At 60.5% G+C, this 17603-nt stretch carries 21 protein-coding genes and 2 tRNA genes; 14 read left to right on the forward strand and 9 right to left on the reverse strand.

The annotated features are described in order from the left end of the window. Positions 1 to 10: 10 nt before the first annotated feature. The 4 genes from NW852_RS01485 to NW852_RS01500 all read left to right on the forward strand — a co-directional run bounded on the left by NW852_RS01485 (position 11) and on the right by NW852_RS01500 (position 2556). A complete protein-coding gene (locus NW852_RS01485) occupies positions 11 to 343 on the forward strand; it encodes a zinc ribbon domain-containing protein (RefSeq protein ID WP_414426414.1) in 333 nt (110 codons plus the stop codon). Positions 344 to 708: 365 nt separating this feature from the next. Then, positions 709 to 780: transfer RNA gene (locus NW852_RS01490), tRNA-Val, on the forward strand. A gap of 371 nt (positions 781 to 1151) precedes the next feature. Next, positions 1152 to 1925: a PspA/IM30 family protein gene (locus NW852_RS01495; protein ID WP_414365711.1), complete on the forward strand. Its 774-nt coding sequence runs from the start codon at positions 1152 to 1154 to the stop codon at positions 1923 to 1925. A 166-nt stretch (positions 1926 to 2091) separates the two neighbouring features. Continuing rightward, positions 2092 to 2556, forward strand: a complete 465-nt coding sequence (locus tag NW852_RS01500) for a pentapeptide repeat-containing protein (RefSeq protein WP_414426411.1) — start codon at positions 2092 to 2094, stop codon at positions 2554 to 2556. 12 nt (positions 2557 to 2568) lie between these two features. Here the strand turns inward: NW852_RS01500 and cysQ are convergent, their stop codons facing one another. From cysQ to rpsP, 5 genes are all read right to left on the reverse strand, one after another. After that, complete coding sequence (cysQ, locus tag NW852_RS01505) at positions 2569 to 3372, reverse strand: 3'(2'),5'-bisphosphate nucleotidase CysQ (protein WP_414378032.1); 804 nt, start codon at positions 3370 to 3372, stop codon at positions 2569 to 2571. Positions 3373 to 3383: 11 nt separating this feature from the next. Beyond that, complete coding sequence (gene hisF, locus NW852_RS01510) at positions 3384 to 4145, reverse strand: imidazole glycerol phosphate synthase subunit HisF (protein ID WP_414365708.1); 762 nt, start codon at positions 4143 to 4145, stop codon at positions 3384 to 3386. A 27-nt stretch (positions 4146 to 4172) separates the two neighbouring features. Continuing rightward, a complete protein-coding gene (locus NW852_RS01515) occupies positions 4173 to 5276 on the reverse strand; it encodes an ArsA family ATPase (RefSeq protein WP_414365707.1) in 1104 nt (367 codons plus the stop codon). After that, the gene (locus tag NW852_RS01520) at positions 5273 to 5548 is read right to left on the reverse strand and encodes a KH domain-containing protein (RefSeq protein ID WP_414365706.1); all 276 of its coding nucleotides are present in this window, start codon (positions 5546 to 5548) and stop codon (positions 5273 to 5275) included. Before NW852_RS01520 ends, NW852_RS01515 begins: the two co-directional genes overlap by 4 nt. A gap of 63 nt (positions 5549 to 5611) precedes the next feature. Next, the gene (gene rpsP / locus NW852_RS01525; RefSeq protein WP_414365705.1) at positions 5612 to 6058 is read right to left on the reverse strand and encodes a 30S ribosomal protein S16; all 447 of its coding nucleotides are present in this window, start codon (positions 6056 to 6058) and stop codon (positions 5612 to 5614) included. Between the two features lie 457 nt (positions 6059 to 6515). On the opposite strand from rpsP, the gene NW852_RS01530 reads away from it, so the two are divergent. Both NW852_RS01530 and NW852_RS01535 read left to right on the forward strand, forming a co-directional pair. Beyond that, a complete protein-coding gene (locus tag NW852_RS01530) occupies positions 6516 to 6689 on the forward strand; it encodes a zinc ribbon domain-containing protein (RefSeq protein ID WP_414365704.1) in 174 nt (57 codons plus the stop codon). A 91-nt stretch (positions 6690 to 6780) separates the two neighbouring features. Further along, positions 6781 to 7218 carry a TerB family tellurite resistance protein gene (locus NW852_RS01535; RefSeq protein WP_414365703.1) on the forward strand — a complete coding sequence of 146 codons (438 nt, stop codon included), beginning with the start codon at positions 6781 to 6783 and terminating at the stop codon, positions 7216 to 7218. A 51-nt stretch (positions 7219 to 7269) separates the two neighbouring features. On the opposite strand, the gene NW852_RS01540 is transcribed toward NW852_RS01535, so the two are convergent. Continuing rightward, positions 7270 to 7689: a metal-sensing transcriptional repressor gene (locus NW852_RS01540; protein WP_414365702.1), complete on the reverse strand. Its 420-nt coding sequence runs from the start codon at positions 7687 to 7689 to the stop codon at positions 7270 to 7272. A gap of 89 nt (positions 7690 to 7778) precedes the next feature. Between NW852_RS01540 and sds the strand changes: the two genes are divergently transcribed. Then, a complete protein-coding gene (sds, locus tag NW852_RS01545; protein ID WP_414365701.1) occupies positions 7779 to 8750 on the forward strand; it encodes a solanesyl diphosphate synthase in 972 nt (323 codons plus the stop codon). A gap of 15 nt (positions 8751 to 8765) precedes the next feature. On the opposite strand, the gene lepB is transcribed toward sds, so the two are convergent. Further along, the gene (gene lepB / locus NW852_RS01550; protein ID WP_414365700.1) at positions 8766 to 9452 is read right to left on the reverse strand and encodes a signal peptidase I; all 687 of its coding nucleotides are present in this window, start codon (positions 9450 to 9452) and stop codon (positions 8766 to 8768) included. Positions 9453 to 9578: 126 nt separating this feature from the next. Between lepB and NW852_RS01555 the strand changes: the two genes are divergently transcribed. Continuing rightward, the gene (locus NW852_RS01555; protein ID WP_414370956.1) at positions 9579 to 9956 is read left to right on the forward strand and encodes a hypothetical protein; all 378 of its coding nucleotides are present in this window, start codon (positions 9579 to 9581) and stop codon (positions 9954 to 9956) included. Positions 9957 to 10085: 129 nt separating this feature from the next. On the opposite strand, the gene NW852_RS01560 is transcribed toward NW852_RS01555, so the two are convergent. After that, the gene (locus tag NW852_RS01560) at positions 10086 to 11153 is read right to left on the reverse strand and encodes a hypothetical protein (RefSeq protein WP_414365698.1); all 1068 of its coding nucleotides are present in this window, start codon (positions 11151 to 11153) and stop codon (positions 10086 to 10088) included. Between the two features lie 182 nt (positions 11154 to 11335). Between NW852_RS01560 and NW852_RS01565 the strand changes: the two genes are divergently transcribed. The 5 genes from NW852_RS01565 (at position 11336) to NW852_RS01585 (ending at position 14969) form a co-directional block, all read left to right on the forward strand. Beyond that, positions 11336 to 12073 carry a pyridoxine 5'-phosphate synthase gene (locus NW852_RS01565; protein ID WP_414370954.1) on the forward strand — a complete coding sequence of 246 codons (738 nt, stop codon included), beginning with the start codon at positions 11336 to 11338 and terminating at the stop codon, positions 12071 to 12073. Further along, complete coding sequence (locus NW852_RS01570) at positions 12070 to 12714, forward strand: DUF3318 domain-containing protein (protein ID WP_414365696.1); 645 nt, start codon at positions 12070 to 12072, stop codon at positions 12712 to 12714. Before NW852_RS01565 ends, NW852_RS01570 begins: the two co-directional genes overlap by 4 nt. A 14-nt stretch (positions 12715 to 12728) precedes the next feature. After that, positions 12729 to 13550, forward strand: a complete 822-nt coding sequence (locus NW852_RS01575) for a biotin--[acetyl-CoA-carboxylase] ligase (RefSeq protein ID WP_414426412.1) — start codon at positions 12729 to 12731, stop codon at positions 13548 to 13550. Between the two features lie 28 nt (positions 13551 to 13578). Further along, a complete protein-coding gene (locus NW852_RS01580; RefSeq protein WP_414370951.1) occupies positions 13579 to 14550 on the forward strand; it encodes a M23 family metallopeptidase in 972 nt (323 codons plus the stop codon). Between the two features lie 338 nt (positions 14551 to 14888). Next, positions 14889 to 14969, forward strand: a tRNA-Leu gene (locus NW852_RS01585). 96 nt (positions 14970 to 15065) lie between these two features. Here NW852_RS01585 and NW852_RS01590 read toward each other — a convergent pair. Further along, positions 15066 to 16079 carry a glycosyltransferase family 9 protein gene (locus NW852_RS01590; protein WP_414365693.1) on the reverse strand — a complete coding sequence of 338 codons (1014 nt, stop codon included), beginning with the start codon at positions 16077 to 16079 and terminating at the stop codon, positions 15066 to 15068. Between the two features lie 225 nt (positions 16080 to 16304). Here NW852_RS01590 and NW852_RS01595 point away from each other — a divergent pair, with 225 nt between their 5' ends. Next, positions 16305 to 17465 (forward strand): DegT/DnrJ/EryC1/StrS family aminotransferase, encoded by a 1161-nt coding sequence (locus tag NW852_RS01595; RefSeq protein WP_414386074.1) that lies wholly within the window; start codon positions 16305 to 16307, stop codon positions 17463 to 17465. The last annotated feature ends 138 nt before the right edge of the window (positions 17466 to 17603 follow it).

The raw sequence follows: 17603 nt of genomic DNA on the forward strand, positions 1-17603 counted from the left end.
TGGTCTGGTCTTGTTTCTTCCTACACAAACCCTTAAGCCGTCTCAGCGCTGTCCCAAGTGCGGTGCTGTTCACAAGGAGTGGGCAGAGCTAAGTAACCGTTACCATGTCTGCCCTGCCTGTGGTTTTGCGATAGAGAGGGACAGGGGGACGGTGATGGTACTGTACAACGTTGCTACTCATCAGCAACCGGGGCTGGGAACCCGCCTCGTGAGTCTTGGATGCTTCAGCTCTACTTCAGAGACCCGGTACACGGGATCGATGAAGCAACTGGGGCAGAAGAAGAGACAAAAGCTCTGCTGCCAAGCGGGTGAGGAAACCCCACCCGCCTGCGCGGTGGGGTAGTTCATGCCATTGTGAAGCTATTGTGGTAAGGAGATTTCTGGAGCCGGAAGTAAAAAGTAGCTGGGGTGTTTCCCCATCTCTTCGCGTAAGCGGGCCGTAGGCCTTGAAGGTGGGGCGATGCCGTCCCCCACAGGCTTGCGCAATAGGGGAGTTCGATCAACTGTAATCGACCTAGCCAGATCTGCGGCTGGCTGAACAACAACTCAGAACCCTTTGCAAGCGCTTTTGGCCTTCCAATGGACAAGGCCGTAGAAGTAGTCGTCTTGGCAGCGCCGAGCGGCAAGGGGTAAGCCTCGAAGTGGCTTGCGGATGTGATATCATCAATTTCCAACCCTTGGGCAAATGCGCAGCCGCAGCTTCAGCGAGGGCTGTTAACTCAGAGGTAGAGTACCACCTTGACACGGTGGGAGCCGCTGGTTCGATTCCAGCACAGCCCATTGTCAGACCAGCCAAGAGAATCTGCCCAAGTTCGGAAAGTCCTCATCCGGCAAACCCTCTGGCCTTTCAGTGACCCCGACAATTTAGGGCCATCCACCAAAATCCAGGGGTGGGACATAAGACGGGGCGCGGCCAGAGTGGGCATTCGGGAACGCCCAACCCGAGAACAAGGGTTGCCAGGTGAGGAAGGGGCCCATCTCTGCAGCGGCTGTTTTGGCGGCTGGAGGGTTGGTCTGGGATTGGGCCGGATCCCCTGCGGCCAATTTCCTCGGATCCCAGTCAGGGATCCCTATACTGGAGTAGAAGCACTGGAAGGCGCCAGAAAGGCAAGGGTAGCATTAGGTCAGACTGCTAGAGGGGGAAACAACCGATGGGATTGTTCGATCGGGTCAGCCGAATCATTAGATCCAATATCAACGCGCTGGTCAGCAGCGCTGAGGATCCGGAGAAGATCCTGAACCAAACCATTCAGGACATGTCTGAGGATCATTACCAAATGCGGCAAGCAGTTGCCCAGGCCATTGCTGCCCAGAAGCGGATAGAGCGGCAGTACGAGCAGGCGCAGCAGAACGTTGACGAGTGGCAAAGACGGGCCGAGTTGGCCTTGCGCAACAACAACGAGGCTCTGGCCCGCGAAGCGCTGGTGCGCAAGAAGACTTTCGCCGAAACCGCCCAAAGCCTAAAGCGGCAGTTGGATGAGCAGACCAAGCAGGTGGAGCTCCTCAAAAGCAACATGACCAAGCTAGAGAGCAAAATCGCCGAGGCCAAGACCAAAAAGGATATGCTCATCGCGCGGGCCCGGGCGGCCAAGGCTTCCCAACAAATCAACCAGGTCATCGGACGGGTGGACACCACCAGCGCCTTTGCAGCCTTTGAGCGCATGGAAGAGAAGGTAAACGCCCTGGAGGCCCAATCAGCGGCAGTGGCCGAGCTGGCGGTGGACAGCTTGGAGCAACAGTTTGCCGCGCTGGAGGCGGGTGGAGCAGATGTCGATCATGAGCTGATGATGCTGAAAGCGGCGATGCAGGGCCAGTTGCCCGCCGGAGAGCGGAAAGTTTTGCCGCAAGCCCAATCTGCTGCCCCGGCTGAAAGCGAGGTAGATGCAGATCTGGAAAATCTGCGCCGCGAAATCGACCAGCTTTAACCATGGGAGGCCGTGTCTTCCGAAGGGTGTCTCCTCTGGGCTCAGGTGCGTTGGGATTTCCTGAGCTAGAGAATACAGGGTGGTAAGCTAGGCTGGAAGGGCCGTTGACCTGCCTCTGGGGGGGTTAGGGTAGCCTTCCTGCGTTTTTGCGAGAGAACTAACAGCGATGACAACAGCGAATATCAAACCTCTCCTAGACGCTAAGCAACTGTTGCAGGCTTATGCGTCTGGCCAGCGGGATTTTTCTGGAACCAACCTGAGCGGGGCGCAGTTGAGCGGCGCGAACTTGAGGGGCATTGTCCTGCGAGATGCCGACTTAAGTGGGGCGGATTTGCGTGAGGCGGATTTGTCGGGGGCGGATCTCTCCGGAGCCGACCTGCGCGGAGCCAAGCTGCGGCGGGTAAACCTAATCGGGGCCAAGCTGATCAAGGCCGATCTGCGCGGGGCCAACCTCTACCGGGCCAAGTTGCTCAGAGCTGATCTCAGCGAGGCCGATCTTAGCCGCGCCGATTTGCGAATTGGCGCCGATCTGCGCGGAGCCGTCATCACCAACACCCGTTTTCGCGGTGCCCTCTACGACGAGTACACCAAGTTTCCGGATGGCTTCAACCCCACCGAAATGGGCATGTAGCTGGAGCCTCGCCTAGGGGATCAAGCCTTGCCACAACTGGGCGACGCCTTCGGCAGCCGCTACAAAAGGCGGGTTGTGCAGGTCGGGCTTGTTGTAGCGCAAGGGATCCCCTTTCAGATCTGTGACACTTCCCCCCGCCTGCTCGACGATACAGTGGGCGGCGGCGGTATCCCACTCCAGGGTTGGGCCAAAGCGGGGGTAGAGATGGGCGGATCCCTCAGCCACCAGACAAAACTTGAGGGCACTGCCCACGGACTTGACTTCGAGAGAACTGTAGCGCCGTCGCAGCTGTTCCAGGAATTGCTCCGTCTCCGGGCTGCGGTGGGAGCGGCTGGCCACCACCTGCAGAGGAGCCTGGGCGGGGGGGCGGGCCCGGATGGGCTCTTTGCCTTTGTAGGCCCCCAGGCCCTGCGCTGCCCTGTAGGTAAGACCGAGAGCTGGGGCATGGACGACGCCTAGGATGGGGATCCCTGCCTCGACGAGGGCGATGTTGACCGTGAACTGGTCGTTGCGCCCGATAAACTCGCGCGTGCCGTCCAAGGGATCCACCAACCAAAACCGTCGCCACGGCTGCCGCTGGGTGTAGGGAATGCCGCCAGATTCTTCTGAAAGTACGGGGATCTCAGGGGTCAGGTCTTGCAGGCCCTGTAAGATCAGGCGGTGGGAGGCCAGATCCGCTTGGGTGAGGGGGGAGGCATCTGCTTTGAGTTCGACCTGCAGCGGTTCTTGCCGATAGAAGGGCAAGATGGCCTGCCCTGCCGCTTCTGCTAGGTGGCACACCTTGGGCAGGAGAGCAGCCAGATCTGGAGCCTGCACGGATCCCTCCCTTAGCGACGCACCGGAATGCCGTGGGCAGCCAAGTCGGCTTTGATCTGCTCAATCGTCACCTGACCGTAGTGGAGCAGCGAGGCCAACAGGGCTGCTTCTGCTCCCCCCTCTTGGAGAGCTTGGCGGATGTGGGCACAGTCTCCTGCTCCTCCTGAGGCGATCACCGGCACCGACACCACTTCGGCCACCCGGCGGGTCAGCTCTAGGTCGTAGCCAGCCTGGGTGCCGTCGGCGTCCATGCTGGTGAGCAAGATCTCCCCTGCCCCCCGCTCGGCCACGGTTTTGGCCCACTCCACCGCGTCCAGGCCCGTCGGCTCCCTCCCCCCGCGCACGTACACTTCCCAGCCGCCACCCTGAGGCTTGGCGCGGGCGTCGATAGCCACCACGATGCACTGGGATCCAAACTGACGGCTGGCCTGGGCAATGAGATCCGGATCCCGAACTGCCGCCGAGTTGAGGCTCACCTTGTCGGCCCCAGCCCGCAACAGTTGCCGGATCCCGTCCACATCGCGGATCCCACCTCCCACCGTGAGGGGGATGAACACCTGCTCGGCGGTGCGTCGCACCACCTCCAGCAAGATCTCCCGCTCTTCGTGAGTGGCGGTGATGTCTAGAAAGACTAGCTCGTCAGCTCCCGCCTGGTCGTAGGCCTGGGCCAGCTCCACCGGATCCCCGGCATCGCGCAACTGCACAAACCGGATTCCTTTGACCACCCGCCCCGCCGCCACATCCAGACAGGGAATAATCCGTTTGGCCAACATCGCCTTCTCCTCCGCTGGCGTGATGGCCTAGCCAAAGCTGATGACTAAGAAAGGCTCTTGAAACTTGGCCCCGCTTACCTGCCGGCCTGCCAGGCTGGGGGGCAGGAACAAGTTGCGCCGCTGATCCCCGGCGGTGATGGTCAGTTCTGGCCCAGATTGGCTCAGCTCGATTTGGGCCTTGCTAAAGCCGGGAAGAAACAGCTTCACGGTGCGGGATCCCTCGTCGATGGCTACAGGCGGCGGCACCTCCGGCGCCGCGAAAATCCCTCCTACCGCCTCTTCCAAAGCCGACCAATCGGATCCCTGGCGCCGCGGCAGGATGCGCACAGGCAGCGGAGAAAAATCGGCAGCCGACACCTCCCCAGGAACCAGCGGCACGACCCAGAGGCCACCCACTGTCAGCCCCACCATCTGGGCACTGCCCCAGAGGTAGCGGGCAGTCTGCACGGCCATCGGATCCGGGGTGGTCACCAGGTGGGCCAACACGCGACGAGGATCGGCGATGGCCTGGCGTCCCTGCTCGAAAATGTTGGTCATCCCCCCCAGGCGATTCGACAGATCCTCTAAAGATGAGAACTCCACAGTGCTAACCGACCGCAGCAGCGGCTCGGCAAAAGGGCGCAGGGTTTTGGCCAAGTCGGATCCCAAAAAAGCTTTAGAAGCCCGTCGCCAGTACCAACTGGCCACCTCCGGGATCCCAAAGGCCCGCAAGGTGGTCAGATCCCCTGGACCATCGTAGAGAATGCAGTCGTATTGGCCGCTGGCATCGTAACGGCGCAGCGCTTCCAGAGCCAGGGCCTGATCCATGCCCGGCAGCACCCCCAGCTCCTGACCGTAGATCTCCCGGAAAAAGGGAGTGCGTACGTATTGGGCTTCCAGCTCTTTGGCCGCCGTCCAGTACTGCTCCAGAAGCTGGGTTGTGCGCAACTGCACCACGCTCAAGTTGGCGGCAATAGTTACCGGCTCGCCGGAAAGCGGGATCCCACCCAAGAGCATCTCCAGCCCCGGCCCCGGCTGATGGCCGACCAACAGCACCCGCCGCCCCTGCTGGGCTGCCGCCCGGGCTACTGCCACGGTTAGGGTGCTCCGGCCGGTGCCCCCCTTGCCCAAAAAGGTGAGGATTTGGCTCATTCCCGCTCCTCCCGACCCCGCTCTCCAGATTCTCCATAGATGTCGATGTACAGCGATTGCCCCGCCAACTGAGCTGCCGCCATCATGACCTGCCGAATGGCTTGCAGGGTGCGCCCGCCCCGCCCCAATACCCGCCCGCGATCTTTGGGGTCAAAAGCCAGCCGCAGCCAAACCTTGCGCCCGCCACAGGTGGTTTCCACGTCCATTGGCGGCGGGCCGCCGCTGAGCAACGGCTCGATCAGGAGATGGACAAGGGCTTCGTAATCCGGCATGAGGAGCTAGACGACAGGGAAGAACAACTGCCGAGCCAAGCTTAGCCGAAAGTGCAGCCGCCCCTAAGCCTCAACCTGAGGTTTTTTCTCTTCAGCCTCTGGTTCCGGCTCCTGGGAGTTCGCCTCCGCTGCCGCTTCCGCAGACGCCTCAGGAAGATCCGCCGCTGCAGCAGGCTCCTCCGTGGACGGCTCCGGCTCAGGGATCCCAGCCTCAGGCTTGGCAATGGCTGGGATGCGAATCGCGGCAACCACTCCGCCCTCGCCAGCTTTCAACATCTCGTAGAGGCCGGCTTTTTTGAGGATCCCGTCCACAGTGTCTGTAGGCTGAGCGCCACGCCGCAACCACTTAAGCAGGCCTGCCGTCTCCAGAACTGTCTCCTTGGTGCGAGGGTTATAGTAGCCCAACTCCTCCAGCGGACGACCCTCACGTCGGGTCTTACTTTCAATAGCGATGATGCGATAACTGGGTTGCCGTCTTTTTCCGTAGCGCTTGAGCCGTAACTTAACCATGGGGTGTCTGCTCCTCGGGGGTGCTCCGCAAGCTGTAAAGGGTTACCAAGAGAAGAAAAGATGAAACAAGCCAAGCTGCCACCCCTTACCGCATCCCAGCGGAAGTCTTGGCGGCTGGCTATGACAGAGACCCCCTATTATAATCGATTGTTCCTCGGCGGAAAAAGGGCCGAATCGACACCAAGTGGCATCTTCATCTGAATGCACGGGATCCCTCACCGTCTATACGGTGGAGAGGGATAGCGCCCAATATACCTAGCATGACCCAAGTTTTGATTATCTCTTGCAAGCTCAAGGTGTCTGCCTCACAAGCCGCAAAGCTGGATGCGACCAAGGCCTACGGCCCGCTGGCGCGAGCGTGGACGAGTCAACCAGCAGCCAGACAGAGCGGCGGCGGTTGAGCAGTGAGGCCTACGGCCCGCTAGCGCGAGGGGCGTTCTAACCGTTGCGGTAGTTTGTGCACTACAAGGCAGCAAGAGCAGGAGTGAAGGTTGTGGTGGTGCCGCCTGCCTACACTTCGCAGACCTGTCACCGCTGCTTGTGGCTTGGCCAGCGGGAAGGGAAGCGTTTTCGCTGGGTCAACCCGGCCTGTTGTTGGGGAGGGGATGCGGGACGGAGTCCTTGTGAGTGAGCTTCAGGGCTACCCAAAACCCCACCCGCCTATGCGGTGGGGCAGTTTATGGCAAAGTTGAAGAGGAAACCCAAGCTCAGCAACAACCCCCATGGTCAACTACGCCGACTTGACAGATGAGCAGCGCCAGCTCTACCTCAAAGCCTTGATCGCGGTAGCCCGAGTGGACGGCCAGTTGGACGAAGAGGAGAGCAACTTTTTCCTGCAAATTGCCGAAGGGATGGGCGTCGAAAAACAGGTGGCCCAAAGCTACCTGGCCGAGGAGACGGGCGCAACCCTAGACCTCAGCCGGATCCCTCCTCTACACAATGCAGCCGGAGCCCTAATCCTGCGAGATTTGGCGGCGATGGCGGTGGTCAACAACGAGCTGGCGGAAAAAGAAGAGGCTCTGATTTTCGAGATCGGCAAAGCCATGCAATTCAGCCAGGAGGAGATCAACGAGTTCTTGGACTGGGCCTTCATGGGCCTGCAATGGCAACTGAAAAGCGCCGCCCTGCTGGAGCGCTACGCTGCCGACGGCAACAGCTAGCCTTGGCTTGAGCAAAGCCCAGCCTACGCCCATGGGAAAGGCTTGTATCCACTAGCTGATGTAGCGATCAAGGGCCCGCTGCAGCTCTTCCAGTTCCACCTCGATGTTGCCACTTTCGATGGCGTGGCGGATGCAGTGACGGATGTGGTCGTCAAGAATAAGGCGCGCCACCCGATCCAGTGCCCCCTTGACAGCGGCAATCTGCAGCAGCACATCCGGACAGGGCTGATCCTGCTCGATCATAGAGCGGATCCCGCGCACATGCCCCTCGATGCGAGCCAGACGATGGATTAGCTTGCGCCGCGACTGCGGGTCATGGTGGTGAGGCTGGGCTCGCCCCGATAGAGGTGGCTGCTCCAGCGCAAGCTCCCACTCCTCCTCCCAATCGGGTTCTGCAGGGAGCGGGGGGACAGAGCCGGTTGGCACTGGGGAAACGGGATCCGACATAAAAAAGCAGAGGACTGTTTGCATGATACCGCTCGCTTTTCCCCGAGAACGTTGGGGTGCTCTACAATAAGGGGAGATATGAAATTTTGTAAAACCTCTCATACTTTGGCTCCATGACCTCTGTGCTCTCCCCCTTTGGCCCTGTAGAAGCGGATCTGGAGCGTTTACGCCAGAACCTGTCGCGGCTGGTTAGCGCCAAACACCCAATTCTGGCCATGGCTGCCGAACATCTGTTTTCGGCGGGGGGGAAAGGGATCCGACCGGCGATTGTGCTGTTGATTGCGCGGGCTACCACGCCGGATGGGGAGATTACCCCACAGCATTGGCGCCTGGCGGAAATTACCGAGATGATCCACACGGCCAGCTTGGTGCACGACGATGTCATCGACACTGCGGACGTGCGGCGGGGCATCGACACAGTAAATACCCTTTTCGACAACCGCGTAGCGGTGCTGGCGGGGGACTACCTCTTCGGCCAAGCTGCCTGGTATTTGGCTAACCTGGACAATCTGGAAGTGGTGAAGCTCTTGTCCAAGGTAATCATGGATCTGCCGGAGGGCGAGGTACGCCAGAGCCTCACCCGCTTCGACCCGGATGTGTCGCTGGAGGAGTACCTGGCCAAGAGCTTCTACAAAACCGCCTCCCTCATATCCGGCAGTTCTAAGGCCGCCGGGCTGCTGAGCGGGGTCAGTCCTGAGGTGGCTGATCGCCTCTTTGACTTTGGCCGCGACCTGGGCATTGCCTTCCAAATCGTGGACGATCTGCTGGATTTCACCGCCTCGGCAGAGATGCTCGGCAAGCCGGTGGGTTCTGACCTCATCCAGGGCAACTTGACGGCACCGGTTTTGTTCGCCCTGGAGGAGTTTCCCCAGATGCGGGAGCTCATCCTCCGAGAGCTGGCCGAACCCCAGGATCTCCAGCAGGCCCTGGAGTGGGTCTACCAGAGCAATGGGATCCCGCGCTCCCGCCAGTTGGCGCGAGACTATGCCCGTCGGGCTGCCGAGGCGTTGGAAGTTCTCCCCGATTCGGTAGCCCGCCGAGCTTTGTTTCAAATGGTGGACTATGTGCTGGAGCGGGCCCGCTGAGAGACTTTTCCAGGTTTAGGTTCGACTCCCCGAAGCCTGCGCCCCTTCAGAAGAGAGCTCCGGATACTCTGGGGGGGTGAAAAAGTGCAGGCGATTGGGGGGCCAAAAGCGGAAGATGGTGTTGCCGATGATGTTCTCTTCCGGCAAAAATCCCCACACATGGGAGTCTTGGCTGTCGTTGCGGTTGTCCCCCATCACAAAATAGGAGCCGGGGGGGACGAGAAATTCGGATCCCTGGTTGGGCACGCCGGGGCAGCGCTCGCCCGGACAGGAGTAATTGGGGGGAGCGTAGATATAGTCCTCCTGGAGCGGGATGCCGTTGACGATCACCTTGCCATCGGCAATGCGGATGCGATCTCCCGGCAGGCCGATCACCCGCTTGATATAGGCACCGTCGAAGTTCAGCTTGGCAGGCGGGTAGAAGACGATGATGTCGCCCCGTCTGGGGGAGCTGAAGCGGTAGCTGACCTTTTCCACCACCAGCCGATCCCCTTCTTCTAGGGTGGGCAGCATCGAATCAGATGGGATCCAACGTGCTTCCGCCACAAAGGTGCGAATGCCGAAGGCCAACAGCAGCGCCAGCACCACTGTCAGCAAGTTCTCCCGCTGAGCCTGCCACCAGGTGCGGGAGCTGGAGCCGGCGGAGGTTTCCCCTGGCGACAGCTTGGGCTGGGGCAAAGACGTCGGATCTTTTGACGGCATGGCGGCTAGTGCACAAGACTGCACGATCTCAAGATTATCGCACCCAGCAGGAGCCAGCATCGAAAAGACGAATGGCCGCCAGTAGCTTACGATCGAGAGACACGTAGCCTGTAACTTGCAAACCCCATGACGATTTCAACAGAAGAACGCCTAGATCGGCTTGAGCGCTTGGTCGAGACCAACAGCCAAGCAATAGCCCACCTCAGCCAACAACAAGGGGAAATTTTGCAGCGGATCGATCGGCTCGCAGGAGATACTGGAAAGCTCTCAGAGCGTGTCGAGAAACTATCGGGCGATGTCGAGAAACTATCGGGCGACGTCGAGAAACTATCGGGCGACATCGAGAAACTGTCAGGTGACCTGGAAAAACTGACTTTTAAGTTCGACACCGCTCAGAGCATCGGGGAACGGCTGGAACGTCTAGCCACCAGCCTGATTGCCGGCGCCACCATCAGCATTATTGCCGGAGTCATTTTGGTGCTGTTGCGGGAGGGATCCCGTTAGGAAGAAGCCGCTCAGGTTGTCGTGGGAATGAGACGCCTGGGGCGCTGAGGAGAGGCTCCTGGACTCCTACAGGCAGGGATTGGGGCAGGAGAGCAATGGCCTGGCCTGCATCGAAATGCCCATGGGGGATCAACTGCCAGAGGTGAGTTTTTCCCAGTCCTGCTGGTGGATAGCGATCATCTGGGCCTGGGCCTGAATGGCCGCTAACGTCTCTGCCATCAGGAGCCAGTTGCTGTCAGGGGGAGTGGGATATTGCTTGAGCTTCCCCAGGGTGCTGCTAAGGGCCACTTGCAGTTGCTGCAGCAGTTGGTGGGTTTGTTGGGCCAAAGCCACAGTCTCGGAGACGCGGAGGCGGTTTTGGCCTTGCTGATACTTCTGGAGGGCTTCTCCTCGCAGAATGCTGAGGATGGCCCCTTCCCTGGGAGGGGAGCCTGGCCCGCTTTTAGAAGGCTGGGGGATAATGCGCAACTGCAGCACCAGTGGCTCCCCCCGGTACAGCCGCTCCGCCTCTGCCTGCTGCGGCTCCCCGATGAGGTTGGGATCGAGAGCCATCATCCGCTTCATGGCGGCGATCAACTTTGCCCGTATCGACTCCGAGAGTTCCTTGAACAGATCCCGCAAAATCCCCTGCTGGCGGTAGCGAACCCGGCACAGCACTCCCTCCTGGGGTTCTACAAAAATTTGCTCTGCTTTCTCGTCTAAAGCCCGCCGCAGCATTGAGTTCAGCAACTGCTGCACCGTCTCTTCCGATTCGTCAGCAGGAAGGGGCGGAGCCGTTGGCCGTGCCGGCAGCGGCTGGGTGGGAGTCGGTCGGCTGGGCGGCCCAGCTACGGGAGCAGGGACTTCCCGAGTGGTGCGGTTAGCGTGGACCTGCAGGCGGAGCTGCTCCACCTCTGCCGGGCTGGGTGGGTGGCTAAAGTAGTAGGCAATTAAATCCTGCTGCTGCTCAAAAGTAATTGGGATCGGCTCAACGGAGATCTGGGAATAGGCGAGCATCTTGCTCACGTAGTCCAACGCCGCCAAATCCTGGGGATCCACCATGCCCAAAATGAGGCTATCGGTATCCAGGGCCACGGGCACAACCTGGTAGTAAATGCAGATCTCCACCGGCAGGTACTGGGCAATCAGGGCCGGCACCCGCGCCCGGTCAATAATTGAGTGTGGTCCCACCGCCAGCGAGGCATTTGGATCAGTCATGGCAAGCCTGGAGTGGATCCCGCACAGGCAAGACGTCACTTTCGAGCATTTTGATCATAGAGTAAAGGCTGCCTCCCCCGCCGTCTGAACCCCACAGCATCCAGGCTCGTCTGACCAGCGCAAATTGAATAATGTAATACTAGGAGCATTCTAGAATCCTTTACACCCACAGCAGTCAGGCCTTGTTAAGTCTTGGAGTTAACATCGACCACATTGCCACACTGCGCCAGGCTCGCCGCACCGTAGAGCCGGATCCGGTGGCAGCGGCAGTAATTGCCGAGTTGGCAGGTGCAGATGGGATCACGGTGCATTTGCGCGAGGATCGCCGTCACATTCAGGATCGGGATGTGCGGCTGTTGCGGCAGACGGTGCGCACCCACCTCAACTTGGAGATGGCCGCCACCGACGAGATGGTAGCCATTGCACTGGAGATCAAGCCCGATTATGTCACCTTAGTTCCCGAGCGGCGAGAAGAGATCACCACCGAGGGGGGTCTGGATGTGGCAGGGCAGGTGTCGCGTCTTAGCGAGGTGGTCAGCCAACTGCAGGGATCTGGCATTCCCGTCAGCTTGTTTGTCGATCCCGATCCCATCCAAATTGCCGCCGCTGCCCAGGTGGGGGCCCGCTGGGTGGAGCTGCACACGGGACGCTATGCGGAGGCGTCCTCGGAAGCGCAACAAGAGGCGGAGTTGGCCCAACTTCGGCAGGCTAGCCAACAGGCGATTCAACTGGGCTTGCGGGTGAACGCCGGACACGGCCTCACCTACTGGAACGTCGGCCCGGTGGCACGGATCCCTGGCATGGAAGAGCTGAACATCGGCCATAGCATCATCAGTCGAGCGGTGCTGGTGGGGTTGGATCGGGCGGTGCGAGAGATGCGTCAGGCGATGGGATTAAGCTCAGGAGTAGGCCCGGCATGAACTCGGAGTACTACGGCTACGACAACGGCTACGACAACTACGTTCTCGACCAGGCTGAGGTCGAGCGCCTGCTGGATCTGCTGCCCGCCAGCATGCGGGAGAGTGTGAAGATCTTGCCGGCCTCGGAACGGCAGACGGTGGTGATCAAGGGCCGTCGGCAAATGCCCTGGGAACGGCAGATGCGGCTGTTCATCAAGCCCTACGAGTGGCGACAGTTCACTCCCCTGCAGCGGGCAGGGCTGTTTCTCCACAAGGTGGGCTACTACAGCCGGGCAGCCTCGCGGCAAATCGACTTTTACCTGGCCATAGCGGCTCTGGGAGGGCTGAGCCTGATCTTCGAGGTCGTGCAGCAAGACCCGGTGGGGGCAACGGTTTCGGGAGGGTTGAGCGGCTTGGCGCTTTGGCAGTTGCGCCGCGACCAAACCAACGACCGCCGTCTTCTGGCCGCCGATGCCTACGCCGTGGATCGCCTGGTGTTGCGCGGGATCCCACGGCTGCAGGCGGTGGAGGCCTTAGGGCAGGCGCTGCACCTAGAGGCCCGTCTGGAGGGGCGTTCTGGCAACGACCTGTTGGACATGCTGCGCTACCAAAACCTGAAGCGGCTGGCCCAGCGCCCCGCAGAAGACATTGTGTTGAGCTAGGGCCGAGCCGAGCCATGCTTTCCCCTGCGCGGCTGGGATCCCTGGTGGGTCGGGGGGCCTGGGGGCATCACCTTCTCCAGGTGGCAGTAACCGATTCCACCAACCGGCTGCTCTTGGACTGGGGTCGTCGCTTCCCTCAGCCGCTGCCCCTGGGCACGGTTTTGGTGAGTACCCGCCAGCGGGCAGGACAGGGCCAGCATGGGCGAGTATGGCAATCGCCAGCGGGGGGGCTGTACCTGTCGGTCTGGCTGGGATCCCCGCCTCTTCGGCATTCGCTGCTGGAGTTGACCCTGACGCTGGCCTGGGGTGTTGCGGGCAGCCTACGACAGCGACTGGGGATCCCGCTGCAACTGAAATGGCCCAACGACCTAGTGGTGGTGGATGAGCAGTGTCCAGGTTCTCTGCGCAAGCTGGGTGGCCTCTTGGTGCAGAGCCGCTTTGGGGAGAGAGGGCAACTGCTGGGGCTGGTGGCTGGCGTTGGGGTAAATGTCAACAATCCCGTGCCCGCTGAGGGAATCAATTTGGCCGAGATCTTGGGATCCCGCCAGGATGGCACTGCCGTTGCTGCCTGGGTTTTGCAGGGGATGGAGCGGGGGTTTCAGAGCTGGCTGCAGGAGGGGTTTGCTCCTGTGCGCTCCGAGTACGAAGCCTGGGCGGTAAAGCCGCAAGTTCGATGGCCCCCAGGAGAGACGCTGGCCACGGTTTTGGGCCTTGCCAGGGATGGGAGGCTGCGGGTACAAACACAGGGGGGGCTGATCCTCGTCCTTGCTCCCGACCAGGTGCGCCTGAGCTATCAACTGCCTATCGCCGGTGACCCTTCGTTTTCTGCTGAGTGACCTGTAGCGGGTGATGGATCCCTTGCCCATGTCGGCAAAGTCTTTTTGGCTGCGTCTTCCCTCTTGGCCAGGCAGCAGGTTGGCGGGAAGGGCGCGGTTGCTGCGGCGGCTAGGGCTGGGCTTAGGGTTGGGACTGGGCCTGCTCTGGTTCTCCTCCACCGCCCTGCTGGCGCAGACGCAACTCCATCCTCTGCCTCCCCCTCCCTCGGTAGGCCCGGCTCTGGACACCCCTGCAGCAGAAGCCCTGCTGTTGGATGGCGCCATTCCCCTGCCGACGGGCAGCCCAGAGTCCACAGGCTTGGCGTCCGAACCTGGCAGCTCTCCAACTCTAGAGGCAGAAACCCGCGTAGAGACGGTGGTGGGGCGGGAAATGATCATGGAGCCGCCGGCGACCCAGAACTTGGCTGTCGATGCTCAGCCGGAAAGTGGGGTGCCAGTGGTGCTGATGGAGCGCAGCTCCGGTCGCCGCATCATCCTCATGCCGGGCGAAGAGATTCGCATTGAGGATCCCAGCCAACCCCAAACACCTGAACTGCCAACGCCGGCATTGCCCGAATTGGCGGCAGGCGAAGAACGGTTGCTCTATCCTTTGCCCCACCCCGTGCCGATTACCTCTGGGTTCGGCGTGCGGATTCACCCTATCCGCGGCCAGCCAGAGTTCCATGCCGGCGTGGATCTAGGGGCCAGCCTAGGCACGCCGATCCTGGCTTCGTTGAGCGGCAAGGTGGTGAGCGCGGGATCCTTGGGAGGCCTGGGAATTACGGTTGTGCTGGAGCATGCCGACAGTCGGCGCACGCGCTACGGCCACATGTCCGAAGTCGCGGTAAGAGCCGGGGAAGTGGTGGAACAGGGATCCGTGATCGGCTATGTGGGGGCAACCGGGGCGGTCACTGGGCCACACCTGCACTTTGAGCTGTGGAAGCAGACAGCGGGTCAAGGTTGGGTGGTTTTGGACGCCACAGAAGAGCTGAAGGTGGCCGTTGCCCAGTTGCCAGGTTAGCTTAATTGGCGGGAAGCCCCGCACTGTATGGGTAAATTGTGTTGACTCAAGAGCCAATCAGTGTCGGGATGACAGCCGTTCGTCCTACAATTGAGAAGAATAAGTTAACTCTCTGGAGAGTTTCCCGCTGTGGATCGCACAGTGGCAGCACGCTAAGACCTCTGTACCAACAAGTCGGGGAAGCGTGAAGCCCGTACGCTATCGGTTCGCGCAGTGTGGCGTAAGCCACATTGTGTTGACTCAACAAAGATGAGTGTCGGGAGTCGTTCACGTTAGCATAATTGAGTAATTGAGCGGGATCCGAGTCGGCTAACAACTGGCCGGTGGGGTCAGCTTTTGCGGACGTGGCGGAATGGCAGACGCGCTAGACTTAGGATCTAGTGCCGCAAGGCGTAAGGGTTCAAGTCCCTTCGTCCGCATGGTCAAACAAGCTCCTCATTCCCGGCCCTTCTCCTAGGGGGAGAAAGAAAAAACTGTTAACCTTTTGGGCTGGTCTTGGGGGAAGTCTTCTGTCGCTAGCCGGGGAAGATCACTTGCAAGATTTGCTCAGGAGCAATCGAGTCGATCACTCCGTTGGCAGCCTTAACGGCGCGGAACGGCCCCTCAGCGGGCAGCAGCCGTTCCGGTTCAGTGGGGCCAAACAGAGCTACCAGAGGGGTTTGGGTGGCCACCGCCAGATGCATGGGGGCGCTATCGGTGCAAAGCAGCAGGGTTGACCCAGCGATCAAGGCCGCCAGTTGGCCCAGTTGGGGAGGACGACTGACTGGTAGATCCGGCAGTTGCGACAGAAACCCCTCCGCCAGTTTCTCATCCTCCGGCCCCAACAGCAGCACCAGTGGCAGCTCAGGGCGCTTTTCCCGGAAGCCCTTGATCACCCTGACCCAGTTGACGGGGGGATAGATCTTCTGAATTCCCTTCTCCTGTGACAGTTGGCTGGCGCCGGGGTGCAACAGCACATAATCTTTGGCAGCATCCCCTAGCAGGCGCTTGCGCTCTTGCTCCGCCCATTCCAAAGCTGTTTTTTTCAGGCGAATCTGGGGCAAGCCTGCCGGCGCCGCAATGCCAAACCCCTGTAACAGGTCGTGATACATGCTCGCTGCATATTGGGCCGGCTTCAGGGGCACCGGGTCGGTGAGCCAAGGCCGACCTGGACCCGGAGGGGCATAGCCAACCCGCTTCGGGATCCCGGTCAGCCAGAGCAGGAGCTTGACCCCCAGCCCTCTGCCCAGGCTCAGCACGGCGTCGTACTGCCGCTCTCGGATTCGCCCCAGCAGATCGCTGATATCTCCCAATGAAAGCTGCTCTTTGAACGGAAAGATCAGCACCCGATTCACCGAGGGACAGAGCTCGTAGGCAGCCGCCGACCGCGGCTCCACCATCACCTCCAGCTCAGCCTCCGGAAACCGCTGCCGCAAACTTGCCAGGGTGGGAAAAAAAAGAATTTGGTCGCCAATCCCTCCCGGCACCAAAGCTAGAATTCGGGGTGCTAATGGCGCTTTGCCGCCAACTTGTTGAGAAGCAACCTGCATAGAGCATCCTGTCGATAGCTGTAGCTGTATCCAGCCTAGGGGATCCCTGGTCAGAAATGTACCGCGTTCACTCTAGCTTAGGCTCAATCCGGAGCGAGGCTGAATCCCAGCCGCTCGCTCAGCAACTAAGCTTCAAAAAAGCCCAATTTGGTGCCAGAGCGTTGTCTCCACCGGCTCTTATCCTCGATGATGGGCTGTGGCCGCTACCCCCCAAAAGGCAGCACCATGACGGACGAGCCTATCCCGCTGCTGGATTTAACTTTGCAATACCGCGCTCTGGCTGGATCCCTTCTGCCTGAGGTGGAGGCGTTGCTGGCCTCTGGCCAGTACATCGGGGGAGAGGCGGTGCGGCGCTTTGAGAAGCTATTCTCCCAGTTTCTTGGCGGCGGCGACCTGGAGACCGTCAGTTGCAATTCCGGCACTGATGCTTTGGTATTGGCCCTGCGGGCCTTGGGGATCCAAGCGGGCGATGAGGTCATCACCACTGCCTTTAGCTTTTTTGCCTCTGCCGAGGCTATTGATTTGGTGGGGGCACGCCCGGTGTTCGTGGATGTGGATCCCTGCACCTTTAACCTGGATCCCCAGCTTCTGGCAAAGAGCATTTCTCCCCGCACCAAAGCCATAATCCCAGTGCATCTGTTTGGCCAGGCAGCCAACATGACCCAGATCCTGGCCATTGCGCGGCGACATGGGTTGGCAGTAGTGGAAGATTGCGCCCAGGCAGTAGGAGCCTGCTGGGGGGGCAGGCCAGTGGGCACCTGGGGCGATATCGGCTGCTTTAGCTTTTTTCCCACCAAAAACTTGGGGGCAGCAGGGGATGGCGGGGCAGTGGTAACCCGGGATCCGCAACTGGCCCGCCAGGTGCGCATCCTCAAAGAACACGGCCAGGTCTGTCAGTACCACCACGAATACATTGGCCTCAACAGCCGCCTCGACGCGCTGCAGGCCGTGATCCTCGCGGCTAAGCTGCCTTACCTGCGGGAGTGGAACTGGCGGCGGCAGGCCATTGCCGAGTCCTATCACCGCTTGTTGCAGGGGATCCCTGGCCTCATCCTGCCCCAGGTGGCGGTGGGGGGCAACTCGGTGTGGCACCAGTACACGGTGCGGGTGCCTGGCTCCCACCCAACCGACTCACGGCGGCGTGATGCTTTGCAACGGCAGTTGCAGGAGCGGGGCATTGCCAGCCGCGTTTACTACCCCATCCCTCTGCATCTGCAGCCGGTGTACCGCAAAAAGTTGGGGTACAAACCTGGGGATTTGCCCAATGCTGAACTCTGTGCTGCCCAGGTGTTGTCTTTGCCCTGTTTTCCCGAGCTGACCCTCCGGCAACAAGAGCGAGTGGCCGCGGCCATTGCCGAAATCCTCACAGAACAACCCTGCCCCTAGCCCCTGATCCATTTACGCTGCGAAGTACAGATATTCTCCGGCCAACGCAACGATAGCCACCTTGTCTTGGACGAAGTAGGAGGGATCCCTCAAAGGTCTGAGGAAAAACCCCAGAGCACCATCGCTAGCCTGTAACTG

Origin of the sequence: Synechococcus sp. H60.1, from assembly GCF_047462335.1 — a bacterium.
Classification (GTDB): Bacteria; Cyanobacteriota; Cyanobacteriia; order Thermostichales; family Thermostichaceae; genus Thermostichus.